The sequence below is a fragment of the Autumnicola lenta genome (assembly GCF_031846515.1).
Classification (GTDB): Bacteria; Bacteroidota; Bacteroidia; order Flavobacteriales; family Flavobacteriaceae; genus Autumnicola; species Autumnicola lenta.
The window spans coordinates 94,665-109,714 of sequence record NZ_JAVRHO010000014.1 but is presented as its reverse complement, the minus strand read 5'-3'; the positions used below and the strand labels follow the sequence as shown (position 1 = coordinate 109,714).

The 15,050-nt window shown below is 38.8% G+C and carries 11 protein-coding genes and 1 tRNA gene; 6 read left to right on the top strand and 6 right to left on the bottom strand.

Translation table 11 applies throughout. The annotated features are described in order from the left end of the window. Positions 1 to 375: 375 nt before the first annotated feature. Complete coding sequence (locus RM545_RS11305; RefSeq protein WP_311495384.1) at positions 376 to 1,470, bottom strand: helix-turn-helix domain-containing protein; 1,095 nt, start codon at positions 1,468 to 1,470, stop codon at positions 376 to 378. 541 nt (positions 1,471 to 2,011) lie between these two features. On the opposite strand from RM545_RS11305, the gene RM545_RS11300 reads away from it, so the two are divergent. The 3 genes from RM545_RS11300 to RM545_RS11290 are packed head-to-tail and all read left to right on the top strand — an operon-like array spanning position 2,012 to position 4,215. Next, the gene (locus RM545_RS11300; RefSeq protein ID WP_311495383.1) at positions 2,012 to 2,674 is read left to right on the top strand and encodes a multiubiquitin domain-containing protein; all 663 of its coding nucleotides are present in this window, start codon (positions 2,012 to 2,014) and stop codon (positions 2,672 to 2,674) included. Next, positions 2,649 to 3,812: a ThiF family adenylyltransferase gene (locus tag RM545_RS11295; RefSeq protein ID WP_311495382.1), complete on the top strand. Its 1,164-nt coding sequence runs from the start codon at positions 2,649 to 2,651 to the stop codon at positions 3,810 to 3,812. Before RM545_RS11300 ends, RM545_RS11295 begins: the two co-directional genes overlap by 26 nt. Positions 3,813 to 3,825: 13 nt before the next feature. Beyond that, positions 3,826 to 4,215: a ubiquitination-like system serine protease family protein gene (locus RM545_RS11290; protein ID WP_311495381.1), complete on the top strand. Its 390-nt coding sequence runs from the start codon at positions 3,826 to 3,828 to the stop codon at positions 4,213 to 4,215. Positions 4,216 to 4,632: 417 nt separating this feature from the next. Here RM545_RS11290 and RM545_RS11285 read toward each other — a convergent pair. Both RM545_RS11285 and mce read right to left on the bottom strand, forming a co-directional pair. After that, a tRNA-Ile gene (locus RM545_RS11285) sits at positions 4,633 to 4,706 on the bottom strand. Positions 4,707 to 4,846: 140 nt separating this feature from the next. Next, complete coding sequence (gene mce, locus RM545_RS11280) at positions 4,847 to 5,281, bottom strand: methylmalonyl-CoA epimerase (RefSeq protein ID WP_311495380.1); 435 nt, start codon at positions 5,279 to 5,281, stop codon at positions 4,847 to 4,849. Positions 5,282 to 5,398: 117 nt separating this feature from the next. Between mce and rbfA the strand changes: the two genes are divergently transcribed. Together rbfA and RM545_RS11270 are read left to right on the top strand one after the other, a co-directional pair. Continuing rightward, the gene (gene rbfA, locus RM545_RS11275) at positions 5,399 to 5,794 is read left to right on the top strand and encodes a 30S ribosome-binding factor RbfA (protein WP_311495379.1); all 396 of its coding nucleotides are present in this window, start codon (positions 5,399 to 5,401) and stop codon (positions 5,792 to 5,794) included. 1 nt (position 5,795) lies between these two features. Beyond that, complete coding sequence (locus RM545_RS11270; RefSeq protein WP_311495378.1) at positions 5,796 to 6,998, top strand: ABC transporter permease; 1,203 nt, start codon at positions 5,796 to 5,798, stop codon at positions 6,996 to 6,998. A 245-nt stretch (positions 6,999 to 7,243) separates the two neighbouring features. On the opposite strand, the gene dusB is transcribed toward RM545_RS11270, so the two are convergent. From dusB to RM545_RS11255, 3 genes are all read right to left on the bottom strand, one after another. Then, positions 7,244 to 8,236 carry a tRNA dihydrouridine synthase DusB gene (gene dusB, locus RM545_RS11265; protein WP_311495387.1) on the bottom strand — a complete coding sequence of 331 codons (993 nt, stop codon included), beginning with the start codon at positions 8,234 to 8,236 and terminating at the stop codon, positions 7,244 to 7,246. A 334-nt stretch (positions 8,237 to 8,570) separates the two neighbouring features. After that, the gene (locus RM545_RS11260; protein WP_311495377.1) at positions 8,571 to 10,973 is read right to left on the bottom strand and encodes a TonB-dependent receptor domain-containing protein; all 2,403 of its coding nucleotides are present in this window, start codon (positions 10,971 to 10,973) and stop codon (positions 8,571 to 8,573) included. A gap of 114 nt (positions 10,974 to 11,087) precedes the next feature. Then, complete coding sequence (locus tag RM545_RS11255; RefSeq protein WP_311495376.1) at positions 11,088 to 12,851, bottom strand: glycoside hydrolase family 3 protein; 1,764 nt, start codon at positions 12,849 to 12,851, stop codon at positions 11,088 to 11,090. Positions 12,852 to 13,002: 151 nt separating this feature from the next. On the opposite strand from RM545_RS11255, the gene nagB reads away from it, so the two are divergent. After that, entirely contained in the window at positions 13,003 to 14,937 is a 1,935-nt protein-coding gene (gene nagB / locus RM545_RS11250; protein ID WP_311495375.1) for a glucosamine-6-phosphate deaminase, read from the top strand. Positions 14,938 to 15,050: the final 113 nt, after the last annotated feature.

The window sequence follows — 15,050 nt, the reverse complement described above, 5'->3', positions numbered from 1 at the left end:
TCGATCCGAGATATCCAGAGAATAAGGTTGGTTGAGCTATTCTGTACTTTATCCTCCAGGAAATAATTTATTCCTGATCTCCATTTAGCCAGTGCTTTTCCAGCATTTAGAATAAATTTTTCCATGGCAATAGGTTCAACCTATTAAATATAACCAAAAGAAAAATAAAGAAAAGGTCAATCGAGATCCTACTGCTGAAAGAAGCATTCAGTTTCTCGAAAGTTACTAGAGTAACATAGGTAATAACCTAAAATTTCATCGAAATTTTGGAGAGAGAATAAGATCTGAGCCAATGAGAAGAAATCTACAAGTCTAAATTTTACTGAAACTTGAGACTTTAATGCCGCATGCAACAAAGTCAAGAATCGGATTAACCTATAGCTCTAGTCTATTCATAGCGGTAATCGAACTTCTTTTGCGATAATACTCATTATACTCAAAACAAACTCTACCTCTAACTATCCCAGGATGAATTTTGTTATTTTTCGCAAAGTCAAGTATTACTTCATCAGAAAATTCCTCATTCAAATTAATAAAATCATTCCAGAGCTTCTGTTCAATTAGTCGATTTCTAGCATAATTATCTGCTTCAAATTCTACTAATTCGGTATTCGAACTATTAACAAAGAATTCTTCTGTATTAAATTCAGGCTTCATTGGATTGGTTAAATGTTCAAATACATGACCCAATTCATGGAAAAGTGTAAATGCAAAATTATCAAGTCTTTTATATTTCATTGAAAGTACAATTGCTGGATTTTCTTGAGACATAAAAGATTTACCATCAACTGGGGTTTTAGAAGGACGATCTAGTATAAAAAATTTAATCCCATATTTCTTTAAAATATCTTGAGATTTATTTACAACATCATTTCCCTTATAAAAGATTTCTTTCAAATTCTCTAGAAGTTCTTTTTCTGAAGATCTATTAAACTTAGAGACCTCTAAAATTGATGCTTTGTATTTAGCCAGTAGAGACCAGGCGATGACGTGATTTTTATTTTCTGCGAATTTGGATGATTTTCTAAAATAAGTTGGATTAAATTTATCTATTCTCTGTTGTAGCTCCTGAACATTCTCCACATCATAAATTTGATAGATTTTTTGAATATCTTCCGAGGTGCTAATTCCAATATTTTGTTTCTTGAAATATGATAGAGGAACAATACTTGAATCTTCTATTAAGCTCCAGTCTTTAATTGATTTCCTTTTTTTTATAGTATCCTCATCTTTTTCGGCAATATAAAGATCATACTCCATTTGTCGCGTCAACCAATCATTAGCATTTCCAAATCCTGCTGAGTCTAAAGCAATAGCAATTTTAATATTAATATTCCTATTTCCTTTTAAAATATTATTTAATAAAGAATGAGCAATATCTAATTTAGCAGAAACATCTCTCTGACTTAAATTTCTTTCAGAGATAATCTCTTTCAAATTCACTCCAGGATGATTAATATGCTTAGGCATAAATAGTTATATAAATTTATTATCATGCAAATATAAGCTATACATCATTAATAAACAATAAATTGTTAATAACTTTAAAATTTTTGTACATAAAAAAATATACTGAACACATACACTTATTCTATTTATTATACATTTGTATCGTTCACCTAAAGTTATTTTTTTAAACCATTTAAAATTGATTTTTAGTTTACATTTTTGTTACCAATAATAATTTACCTTATATTTGCTTAACTAATTTTTTAAAAAGAGAATGAAGACTTAGAAAAATAAAAAATCCAACCCATTGTTGGCGCAATAGATTGGATTAGATTATAAAGGAATAATGTTTTAGTAGACACATAATTTTCGCGGCTAGTCACCTTAACGAAAACCCATTCCTATAATTTTATATGTTCTGCAAATGTAATAACATCATCGTTATTAGCCAAGTTGTTTAACATATTGTACTGCCTGAGTAGTTAACTCGAACTGCTTTAAAGCATAGAGTAGGTAGAACCCTCTCCTCAAATGGGATAATACAATGTTAAATATAAATAAAATGAATTCATTCAAATTAAATAATAAAAAGTTCGACTCCAACGAATCAAAATTAACTGGACGTGATTTATTGAATCTTGCAAATCTAAAACCAGCTGAAGATTATGAACTTCTTTATAAGATAAATGAGAAAGGTTTTACACCTATTCAACTGGAAGAAGTTATCGATCTCAATACGGCCGGCATAGAAGCATTTAGAGCCATACCATATAAACCTCTTATCATAAAAGTGGATGATAAGGATGTGGAAGTTGAAGAATCTTTTATGACGCCTTTAGAAATCATGACAGCTGCTGGAATAAATTCTGATAAATATTCCCTAATGGAGATAAGAAATGGAAATGTAGAGGTAACTTATAAAGATGATGTTGAACATAAAATTGCCATAACAAAAAACTCTCGGTTCACTACCAATAAGATTGATGTAAAAATCGAATTTGTAATAGTAGAAGGTGATCCGAAAAAATGGTCAAAGGAAACTATTTCCTTTGAAGAAGTAGTTGTTTTAGAATATGGAAGTATTTCGACAAATCCCAATGTAATTTACACCGTTAATTATTTTAATGGCGTACCAAGCAAACCAGAAGGTAGTATGGTCAAAGGAGATGTGATTTCTGTCAAAAATAAAATGATTTTCAATGTCGGCTGTACAGATAAATCTTAATACGGATATAAATCAACTTCGTAACTCTGGTTATGAAGTAGAAATGAGAGGAAATTTTCTATTAATTCATAGTGTTCCCTTTCTAAATTCAGATAGAGACTTGGAATTAGGCACGTTGGTTTCCAACGTGTCTTCCCCAAGGGTAACAGATCATGTAGCTTACTTTATTGGAGGACCACCATGCAATACCGATGGTTCAGTCATGAAACAGCTAATTAATACCAGTAGAACTCACAATTTAGGACTTGGCATAGTGACCAATCATATGTTTTCCCATAAACCAAAACCTATGTATCCAACATACTATGCTAAAATGACTACATACATTAATATTGTATCAGCTCCAGCCCAGCATTTTTTCCCAGAAGCAAATGCAAAAACTGGAAAGGTCATTGAATCCAAGGAAGCAAATAGTGTTTTAAAATATAGTGATACCAACTCTTCAAGGGCAGAAATTGATGCTATAAATTCGAAATTATCGGGCTTAAAAATTGGAATCATTGGGCTTGGAGGCACGGGCTCCTATATTCTTGACAAAGTAGCTAAAACTATGGTAGGTGAAATTTATCTTTTTGATGGAGATAAATTTCAACAACATAATGCTTTCAGGTCTCCTGGAGCGGTTTCCAAAGAAAGAATAGATCAAAATTCTTTTAAGGTGGATTACTTACAAGAAATATATTCTCAACTTCACAAAAATATCATATCTCACTCCAAGTACTTGGATGAAACTAATATTGGTATATTAAAAGATCTTGACTTTGTCTTTATTGCCATAGATAGAGGAGATGCAAAGAGAATTATTTTTAAAAAGCTAGAAGAACTGGAAATTCCGTTTATTGATTGTGGTATTAGTATAAGAAGGAAAGGTGATGAATTAAGGGGTTCCACAAGGACAACGCTAAGCACCAAAGACAACCGAAATCATGTTTGGGGGGAGAGAGTAAGCTTTGCAAATCCTGAAGATGACGAATATTCATCCAATATTCAGATTTCGGAACTTAATTCCCTTAATGCAGATTTTGCAATTATAAAGTGGAAAAAGTACTATGGTTATTATTCAGATTTAAGTTTCGAATTAGACAGTAGTTTCTCAATTGATGTAAATAAAATTATCAACAATGACTCTACAAACTAAATTCGTACACTACATGCCTAAAATCATAGAAGAAGGTATATTATATATTTCTCCTGAATTTAGGGCTGTTATTCACAAATGTGCCTGCGGATGTGGTGAGAAAGTCCACACTCCCTTATCTCCTAAAAGTTGGAAAATGGTATATGATGGGAAACAAATTAGTTTAGACCCATCCATAGGCAATTGGAGTTTTGATTGCCGCTCCCATTACTGGATAATCAACAGTGAAGTTCACTGGGCTGAAAACTGGTCACATACCCAGGTTATGAAGAAGCGTAAAATGGATCGAGAAGAAGTAAAGGAATATTTTGCAAGCCTTCCTTATCAATGTAATTCTGACTCCACACTACCCAATAATGGAAGGAAAACATTTTGGAGAAAAATTGTTGATTTTTTTAAATAAGTAATAAAGTAATGGGGTTGGTGTCGCACTATTTGATGTCACCCTCATTATTTTTTATCAATTATTTTTTTTTAATACTTCATTTTAGATCTGGGAGATCATTAATGTTTTTAAAAGTACCTTCCATTCAAATTTATTGTACTCAGGAAACCTTACAAATAGGAGAGAAGAAATAAAAAATGAAGTAAAAATAAGAGGAACTCCTCTGAAGCACAGCATAAACGCTCTATTCTTAACTTTATCACATAAAAAAGCCTCTCAATTTCTAAAAGGTTTTTACAACTATGGTGGTCTGCCGAGACAATATATAATTCATTGTAAACATTGTTCTTACCCTCAAAATTTGTTGTACCTATGTTGTACCCGCCTAAAAACAACAAGGCCTCCGATTTCTCGGAGGCCTTGTCTTTACTAGCGTGGTCCCACCTGGACTCGAACCAGGGACCACCTGATTATGAGTCAGGTGCTCTAACCAGCTGAGCTATAGGACCGGCTCATTTGGTGTTATGAGGGCGCAAATTTAGATAATTCTATTTTACGCAGCAAACATTTCTTTTTTATTTTTTATAATATACTAAACCCCAACACCGTTTCATCCCCCGCTTCCGTCGCCCCCAACTTTACAATCCCCTTATAGCCCCTTCTTTTCTGCGAAATTCTGGGAGGGGATTATCTCCTGGCACAATTCCACTAAAACCCCATTAGAACTTTTTGGGTGCAAAAAAGCGATCAGTTTATTGTCGGCGCCCTTTTTTGGAGCATCGTTTAAAAGCACAAAACCTTCAGATTTAAGCCGCTCAATTTCTGCTTCAATATTATCTACCGCAAAAGCCATGTGGTGAATCCCTTCGCCCCGCTTTGCTATAAATTTAGCCACAGGGCTTTCAGGAGTAGTTGCCGCCAGCAGTTCAATTTTACTGTCCCCAATCTTAAAAAAAGAAGTAGCCACACCCTCACTTTCCACATTTTCGGTCTTATAATGTGCTGCACCCAAAAGGGCTTTATAGGTTTTATTTGCCTCTTCCAGGTTCTTAACGGCTATGCCTATATGTTCTATTTTCTTCATTTTTATCTCTTTACCTTTGTACCAATAGTTTTTGTAAAAGTTACCAACCTTCCAGGTTATTTCACGATTTTAGGAAGATAAAAATACTATAATCTTTAAATATGTTATTTTTGCACTATGGAAGAAACTAACAGACAAAAGAAAATAGGGGGCGTACTGCAGAAAGATTTGGCCGATATCCTTCAGAATAACTTAAGGGATGCGGGCAAAACCGGCGTTTTGATATCGGTTTCCAAAGTTAAAGTCACTACAGATCTTTCTATAGCAAAGGCATATCTTAGCGTTTTTCCGCCTAAAAATGGTAACGAAATTTTGGAAGAAATTAATGCCGTAAAGCCAAAAATTAAGCACGAAATGGCACAGCGCACTAAAAACCAGCTGCGTAAAATGCCCGATATTAATTATTATATCGATGATTCCCTTGAATACATTGAAGGAATTGAAAAATCCATAAAGGGAACTGAAGACCCTATTTCTAATCCTGATCTACTGGACCGAAGGAAAAAGTCGTGACTTGAAATTTTCACTCTACATCGCCAGGCGATACCTTTTTAGCAAAAGCAGTAATAACGCGATAAATATTATTACCATTATCGCGGGGATTGGCGTTTTTGCAGGTGCTTTTTCCCTTTTTATAGTACTCTCGGGATTTTCGGGACTGCGCAATTTCAGCTTGTCGTATACCAACCAATTCGATCCCGATCTTAAAGTGCTTCCGGCTACGGGAAAAATAATTTCCTTTTCTGAAGGACTCTCGGCCGATATTGGCCAAATTCAGGGGGTCACCAGTTTCAGTAAAGTTATTGAAGAACGGATTTTTCTCGACTACCGTTCAAAAAACCACACCGCTTTTATTAAAGGTGTGGACGAAAATTACCAGCAGGTAAATAATATTGAAGAGGCTATTTTTGACGGCACCTGGCTGGCTTCCAGTGAACCACAGGTCGTGGTGGGCATTGGGATTAGCCGACTTTTAGGATTAAGCACGTTTAATTATAACGAACTGCTGAATATCCTCGTCCCGAAGCCTGGAAAAGGACAAATCACTAATCCTATGAATGCTTTTAATAAAAAGCAGGTGATCGTTAGCGGAATTTATTCGATTAACGAAGAGCTGGATTCCAAATATGTGTTTTCCAACATTAATTTCGCCCGGAATTTGCTGAATCTGGACGATAACCAATATTCTGCTTTGGAATTAAGACTGGCCCCGGGAACAGATCCTGAAGTAGTTTCAGAAAAAATTAAAGCACTGTTTCCGGAAGAGGTGATTATTAAAGACCGGGCGCAGCTAAACGAAGTGCTCTACAAAATGCTGAATACCGAAAATCTCGCGGTCTACCTCATCTTCACATTAGTGCTGATAATTGCCCTTTTTAACGTAGTAGGCTCCATCATTATGGTGATCCTCGACAAAAGGGAGAACATAAAAACCCTTTTTAGCCTTGGCGCCACCCCAAACCAGATAAAAAATATTTTCTTCCTGCAGGGGATGCTCATGTGCGTGGTAGGCGGTACCATTGGGCTTGGAACCTCGGTATTGCTTATTTATTTACAATTGCAGTACGACCTGGTAATGATCACGCCCAGCCTAGCTTATCCTGTAGCGATTACTGCGGAAAACATATTAATTGTGATCCTGACTATCGGAATTTTAGGTTTAATAGCTTCTTATGTAGCTGCAGCCCGAAGCAAAAAGGCTTTAAGAGCGGTTTAATATTTTTTTGCCACAAATTCACGAATTTTTTCTTTAAAAAACATTTTAAAGCCCCTCCCCTTATTTTCAAGGGGAGGTGGCCTTTAGGCCGGAGGGGTATTTCTTAAAATTTTTCTCGTAGGTCTTTATCAGGTTACGTGCTTAACCACCCCCTTTCTTCAGCATAGCTGAATTCATTCCCCTCCTTGGAAAGGAGGGGAGCATAAAAATATGAAACCGTGAATCCGTGGCTAAACTAAAAACAGCTAAGCAAATTCAAATCCGGCAAATTCCTTCTCCACCTCATCAAAAGCAGCAAAAACATCGGCCGCATCATCGCTGGTCACCATTTTCATACGGTATTCCTTAAAGTGCGGAATTCCTTTGAAGTAATTGGTATAATGCCTGCGGGTTTCGAAAACGCCCAGCTTCTCCCCTTTCCAGTCAATAGACATTTGTAAATGCCGTCTTGCCGCCTCCACGCGCTCCTGAAGGTTTGGCGGCGCAAGATGTTCTCCGGTTTCGAAATAATGTTTTACTTCTCTAAAGAACCACGGATAACCAATACTGGCCCGGCCAATCATCGCGCCATCTAATCCGAATTTATCCCGCATTTCCATAGCTCTCTCGGGCGTATCTACGTCTCCGTTTCCAAATACCGGAATATGCATCCGCGGATTGTTCTTTACTTCTGCAATTGGAGCCCAATCGGCTTCACCTTTGTACATCTGCGCCCTTGTGCGCCCGTGGATAGAAATTGCTTTACAACCCACATCCTGAAGTCTTTCGGCTACTTCCAATATTTTAATAGAATCGTGGTCCCAGCCCAGGCGTGTTTTTACCGTCACAGGCAGCTTAGTATGTTTTACCATGGCATCGGTAAGGGAAACCATAAGGTCGATATCCTTTAAAATCCCTGCTCCTGCTCCTTTGGAAACTACTTTTTTTACCGGACAACCAAAATTAATATCAATAATATCGGGTCCCGATTTTTCCACAATTTCGACCGACTGTAGCATAGATTCCAGGTTGGCACCAAAAATCTGGATTCCCACAGGTCGCTCTTTTTCATAAATATCCAGCTTCATCACGCTTTTCGCAGCATCGCGAATAAGCCCTTCAGAAGAAATGAATTCCGTATAAACCACATCTGCACCCTGTTCTTTACAAAGCGCCCTAAAAGGAGGATCGCTCACGTCTTCCATTGGTGCAAGCAACAACGGAAATTCTCCTACATCTATGTCTCCAATCTTAGCCACAATAATTATTTTGATTGCAAAAGTATGAAAAAAGTAAATCCCACCCCAACCCTCCCGAAGGGAGGGAGTTAGATCCTCCATAAAGTTAATCTTTGTTCTTCAGGACAATGTGATATAGCAGGTCGATAATTGGCATTTTCAGGACATGGTCCGTAACCTAAAGCTCCGCCTGTCAGTTTGAGCGGAATCGAAAAGGGTTTTAGATCAATAAATATTGTTGTTAAGCAGAAGCACGTCGATAATTGCCATTCTAAGAGCATGACTCAAACTTCGCATTATCACTACAGAATATACTTTTGAGTATAAAAGTTCCCCCTTCGGGGGCTAGGGGGATTTACAATCTATCCCTTTCGGCGGCTTCAATGCTACGCTCATTATCGCTAAGCCTGAAGTTTCCGAAGTTATATTTAAAGCCAATCCGCACATATTGCGTTTCCTCCTGCGCGAGGTAAGAATTATCCTGGTTAAGATACCTGGAAGTAAGTCTTGTGTTGGTTTTATTCAGAATATCTTCAATATTAAGCGTTAATACGGCCCGGTTGTTCCACAGGCTTTTTCGCAAACCTACAGAAAGCATCGCCATTGGCTCGAGCTGATAAGATCCCGAAAGGAAATCTGAAATATACACCCCGGTAAGGGTTCCGGAGAAAGTACCGTCTTTAGAAAGCGTGAAGCTGTTGTACAACTGTCCAAAAAATCCGTCAACTTCATTGGTTACTTCCTGATTATCACTTTCTATCGCCACAAAAGTATTCTCATCATGAAAAACTGAAGTGTACGCCTGTGCATACCAGAAATTGGTAATGGAGCGACCGTGGAGAATATCTATTCCATAAGAAACGCTGCCGAGAAGGTTTACACTTACCCTTCTCAAATTTTGAGATGCATTGTCCTGGAAAGAAAGAACTTCTGGTGACCTGCCGTAATCCCTGTAGTATAAATCGAAAAAGTACTGGTTCTTCAGCGAATAATTTAAATTGAAATTGTTACTGATGGAAGCACGCAGGTTCGGATTTCCGGCATTAAAATCGTTCTCGTTCAGGAAATACCGGAAAGGATTAAGGCTATTATAATCTGGCCTTGAAATCCTGCGGCTGTAGTCTAGCGTAAAACTATGGTTTTGTGACACCTGGTATTGAAGATAGGCCGTTGGAAATAATTCAAAATATTCCTGCGTGTTCACCTGGTTCATAGAAAGTGAATTCCCTTCAAGATCTGTATATTCCCCGCGAAGACCACCCTTAAAACTCCAGTTCTCCCAATCCCGCTGTATACTTGCATAAACAGCATAAACTTTCTCGTCGTAGATAAATTCATCAGACAAGTTATCGTAAAGAGGCTGCAGTGTTGCTGCATTAAAATAATCTATAGCACTTTCAGAATTAATAGAAGAAAGTTTGAGTCCGCTTTCAAAACTGGCTTCTCCAAGGGCAGAAGAAAAATCTGCCTGTGCGGTAAAAATTTCTATTTCCTGGGCCGCATCGGTATCAAAATTTATATTCTGAATAAAATTTCCGGCTGCATCAAAATAATCTGAATTTACAGATTGAGCGCGATCCTGGTCATAAGCAGTAAAATGTCCTTTGGCAGAAAATTGTGCGCCACTTTCAAAATCGTGCGTGTACTGAAGGTCAAAAGCGATGTTCTTAAGATCTGTTTCCACATTACTGTTGGTCACCAGCGTAGAATCCAGGGATCTTTGCGCATCTCTGAATTCCGAATAAACATCATTTTCCCAGTCGATATTTGGTGAAATAAGCACGTTGGTGGTAAAGCTTAGGGTGTTTTTATCGTCCAGGTAATAATCCAAAATAGCGTTGGCATTGTGCGCCTGTGATCGCGTTACCCTGTCAAAATCTGTATTCCAGCGGGAGAAAATGTCTCCATTATTTCTGAAGTTAATATAACTGTCATCCTGCTTAATTTCCTTACGCGGACTAAAACTGTAATTGGCAAAAAGATTCAGCTTTTCAGTCTTATAATAATGGCTGGTCCCAAACTGGTATTTTGGATAAATGGCCTGCGTGTAATTTCCCTCTACACTGCCTTTGTAGCCCGGCGTAAGCGCTTTTGAGGTATTGATATTAAGAATAGCACCACCTTCAGCCTCGTATTTCGCAGGAGGATTGGTAATAACTTCTATAGATTTTATGTTTGCTGCAGAATAGCTTTCCAGCAACGTCTGTAACTCGTCTGAAGTCAGTTGCACCTCACGGTCATTAATATAAACCGCTACGCTTTCATTTTTTACAAGAAGATCTCCCTGCACCTGGATCACTCCGGGGGTACTTCTCAAAATATCCCAGGTACTCCCGGTGGAAAGCGTGGAATTTTCCACATCAAAAACAAGCCGATCCACCTGTTTTACTATATTCGGTTTCCTGGTGGTGATGGTGATTTCATCCAAATCTGAAGAAGATTCCTCTAACGGAATTGTATTTAATCGGGTATTTCCCTCTACACTAATCCTTTTTTGGTATTCTTCATAGCCAATAAAGGTCACCTTCATCAAATAATCGTTAGATGCCACGTTGTTAATAATGAAATTACCTTTTTCATCTGAAACTGCACCTTTATAAAAAGAGACAGAATCCTGAGCACTTAGCAGTACCACATTCGCGTAAGCTACAGGTGCGCCGGTTGCCATTAATTTACCGCTAACTTCGTTTTGAGCGTAGGAATAGTTAAAAATTATAAACAGCAGAAAAAACAGGGGGGTGGTGGGGTTCTTAAACATTCAAATAAACTTCTAAATATCAAAAAATCACGCAAATATAAACTTTCCTACATAATTGATCAGATAATTTGCAAAAAGCTTAGATTATTTACAAAAATTATAAACCACACAGCTTTAAAATAAGAGAAAAGTCCTGTACAGCCTTAATAGTGCAGCTATATTTCTTACAAACAGACCTTCTCCGGCAGCAAACTTTTTTCCTAAACTTACAGGAAGCCTTCCGGAAGCCACAGATTTTCCTGCTATAAAACCGGCGGTAACTTTTTGCGCCGTTTCAGAATCCTGGTAGGCAACGATCAAGCCGTCGGCATTTTCAATTCCTTCAATTTTGTCTATCACGTACGGATTTTTAAAGAGGCTGAAGATGGTATTCTCTCTATTGCCAAGCTGAAGGATTAGATCTGCAACATCTTCAGAAAAATTAATATTATTCCCCGGCCGCGACTGTGTATCGTGAATTGCCACAAGAAGAAGGTCGAAATTTGCCAATTTTCGCACTACATTCTCAACCTCCTCTTCGCCCGCTTCTTCCGAAAGCTGAAAATTCTCCAGTTCGTAATTTTTCTTCAGATTTTTCTGAAAAACCGATTCTCTTTCCACTCCTATGGAAAGTGATGCTATTTTCCTCTCCTTTTGCTGAAGCGGCAACAGCATATTTTCATTTTTCAGAACCGTAAGAGAAGCTTTTACAAGATCTTCATTCAGTTCTTTTGCTTTAGGAGTATTAAGTTCTTTCAGAATATTAGCTGCTTTCGAAGGCTGATAGTGATCCAGTCCTGCCCATTGCTTAATCGCTAAAATTTTCCTGCAGCGCTCATCAATTTCTTCCTGAGTGATAAGCCCCTCCTTTATTGCAGCGCGGACTTCTTCAATAGCCCTGGGAACATCCTCGCTGTATTCCAGCATATCATTTCCCGCCAAAATTGCGTCTTTATCCACCACCCCGGGAAGATTTCCTAAAGTCACGCCTTTCATGTTCATAGCATCGGTCACGATCAAACCTTTAAAGTTGAGCCGTTCTTTTAAAAGTCCGGTAATAATAGGTTTGGACAAGGTGGAAGCGACTCCAGTAGAGTCCAGCGCGGGGATATTAAGGTGGGCCACCATCATTCCACCCACCCCGGCTCTAATCAATTCCTTAAACGGATATAGCTCCAGTGAATCCAGTCGCGGAAACGGATGATTAATCTGCGGAAGCCCGTAATGCGAATCGGTATCTGTATCTCCATGGCCGGGAAAATGCTTTGCTGTTGCCAGTACACGCCCATCCTGCAGGCCCTTCATATAAGCAATCCCCTTTTTTGCCACGTTGTATTTATCTTCGCCAAAGGAGCGGTAATTGATCACAGGATTTTCTGGATTGTTGTTTACATCTACCACCGGGGCAAAATTTAGGTGCAGCCCTACCTTTTTGATCTGACGGGCAATTTCCCGTCCCATTTTATAGATCATTTCCTCATCCTGGATTGCTCCCAGCGCCATCTGGTATGGATAACTTATGGTGTTGTCCAGCCGCATCCCCAGGCCCCATTCGGCATCAATCGCTCCCAGTAACGGCACATTGGCAGCTCGTTGATATTCATTCATCAATGTTACCTGTGCTTCTGGATTTCCCTGGAAAAATAAGAGTCCGCCTACTTTTTGCTCCTGTACCAGCTCCAGGATTTCATTTTTGTGCGCTTCCCCCCTGTTAGAAAAAGCCGCAACCATAATAAGCTGGGCAATTCTTTCATCTGGAGACAAAGTAGTCATTACAGAATCTACCCATTTACTGTTTCTATTTTTCAGAAAATCGGGATTTCCAGATGTGTGAAGCTGTGACCATAACGGTACGCTAGTCAGGATGATTATTATAAATACTGAGAATTTTCTTTTCATGCTGCTTATTTCTTCGGAAGTCTAAAATAGGTAATTTGATCTATAATTACTTTTTTAAACCAAAAATGACCAGGATTAGATTCTTCTTCTTAATTTTAATCTTAATTTTTGTATTTCACTGAATATTAAGTGCTAAAAACAGCTTTCCCGTATGGCCAGATTAAATTTCCTGGAAGAAACAAGATTCGAAAAACTTCCCGTTCGTGTTTATAAAAATGAAGAAATTGCTTCAAAGAAAGTAGCTCAAAAAATTGCAGACCTTATACGGCGCAAAATGCAAGCTGGAGAAAAAACGGTATTGGGTCTGGCCACGGGAGCAACACCGGTAAGGGTTTATCAGGAATTAATACGACTGCACAAAGAAGAAGAACTGAGTTTTGATAATGTGATCACGTTTAACCTGGACGAATATTACCCAATGCAACCGGAGGCTTCCCAGAGTTATGTGCGGTTTATGGATGAGAATCTTTTTAACCATATAAATATAAGGAGGGAGAATATTCATATTCCCGATGGAACTTTAGAAAAGGAAGATATTGCGCAGTACTGCCTTAACTATGAGAAAAAAATCACCAAAGCTGGTGGTCTGGACCTGCAGCTGCTTGGAATAGGAAGAACGGGACATATTGGGTTTAATGAGCCGGGATCTGCCCCTAATTCCGGGACAAGGCTGGTCACTTTAGATGATCTCACACGCCGGGATGCTTCCCGAGACTTTGGAGGTAAAGAAAACGTTCCTACCAAAGCCATCACGATGGGGATTGGGACTATTTTTAAAGCTCACGAAATTGTCCTGATGGCCTGGAGCAGGAAAAAAGCGCCTATAATTAAAAAAGCTGTGGAAGGTGAAATTTCCGGAGAGGTTCCCGCCACCTACCTTCAGTTAACAGATAATGTAGAATTTGTACTGGACAAAGCTGCCGCTTCAGAACTTACGAGGTTCGATACACCGTGGCTTGTAAAAGACTGCAAATGGACCGATGAGCAGATAAAAAAGGCAATTATCTGGCTCTCCAACAAGATTCAGAAACCTATCCTCAAGCTAACAGACGAGGATTATAACAGCCACGGAATGGCAGAACTGGCTACAGAAAAAGGCCCTGCCTACAATATTAACATCAAAGTTTTCAACCAACTGCAGCACAGCATTACCGGCTGGCCCGGAGGAAAGCCCGATGCAGACGATTCCCAACGGCCGGAGCGGGCAGTTCCCGCCAGAAAAACATCGCTGATTTTCTCCCCACACCCAGATGATGATGTTATCTCTATGGGCGGAACTTTTATTCGACTGGTAGAACAGGGCCACGAAGTGCACGTAGCTTACCAGACTTCGGGAAACACTGCGGTTTGGGATACCGATGTGCTGAGATATGTGGAATTTGCTATAGATTTTGATAAAAGTTTAGGTAAAAATACTTCTGAGCTGGAACAGACTTATGAAGAAATGCGCACTTTTCTTCAGAAAAAGCAACCCAATCAGGTAGATATCGAGAAAATCCAGCAGGTAAAAGCCTTTATTAGAAAGTCTGAAGCCATTGCCGGCGCAAGATATGCCGGGCTGGACGACAAAAATATTCATTTTATGGCTTTGCCTTTTTATGAAAAAGGAAAGTATGTCAAGAACCCGGATACTGAAAAAGACGTAGAATTAACCATGGAACTCCTTCAGAAGATTAAACCGCACCAGCTTTTTGCAGCCGGGGATTTTGCAGATCCTCACGGCACCCATATCATTTGCTTCGAAATTATTAAGGAAGCTATGCAAAGGCTTCAGAAGACCGAAGAATGGACAAAAGATTGCTGGCTCTGGATGTATCGCGGCGCCTGGCAGGAATTTCCAACGCATGAGATAGAAATGGCAGTACCGCTTTCTCCAAACGAAGTTAAAAGGAAGCGACATGCAATATTTCAACACCAGTCACAAAAAGACCGCCCCGTTTTTCCAGGTGACGACGAGAGGGAATTTTGGGTAAGAGCCGAAGAAAGAAACAGGGAAACTGCCGTGAATTACCTCAATCTTGGCCTTGCAAACTACGAAGCCATGGAAGCTTTTGTGCGGTGGAAATTTGATGGAAAAAAGGAGTAGCATTTTTTCCTGCAAGGTTTCTTTTTAACCTTGTAGGTATGAAAAGCAACCAAACTTATAAGGTTTTAAAAACCTTATCTCACTTTCCCGCAAAGGAACATTCTTTTTAATAT

Coding starts and splice junctions, on each gene's coding strand:
- RM545_RS11305 (WP_311495384.1), bottom strand. CDS start 1,470: ATGCCTAAGCATATTAATCATCCTGGAGTGAATTTGAAAGAGATTATC.
- RM545_RS11300 (WP_311495383.1), top strand. CDS start 2,012: ATGAATTCATTCAAATTAAATAATAAAAAGTTCGACTCCAACGAATCA.
- RM545_RS11295 (WP_311495382.1), top strand. CDS start 2,649: ATGTCGGCTGTACAGATAAATCTTAATACGGATATAAATCAACTTCGT.
- RM545_RS11290 (WP_311495381.1), top strand. CDS start 3,826: ATGCCTAAAATCATAGAAGAAGGTATATTATATATTTCTCCTGAATTT.
- mce (WP_311495380.1), bottom strand. CDS start 5,281: ATGAAGAAAATAGAACATATAGGCATAGCCGTTAAGAACCTGGAAGAG.
- rbfA (WP_311495379.1), top strand. CDS start 5,399: ATGGAAGAAACTAACAGACAAAAGAAAATAGGGGGCGTACTGCAGAAA.
- RM545_RS11260 (WP_311495377.1), bottom strand. CDS start 10,973: ATGTTTAAGAACCCCACCACCCCCCTGTTTTTTCTGCTGTTTATAATT.
- RM545_RS11255 (WP_311495376.1), bottom strand. CDS start 12,851: ATGAAAAGAAAATTCTCAGTATTTATAATAATCATCCTGACTAGCGTA.
- nagB (WP_311495375.1), top strand. CDS start 13,003: ATGGCCAGATTAAATTTCCTGGAAGAAACAAGATTCGAAAAACTTCCC.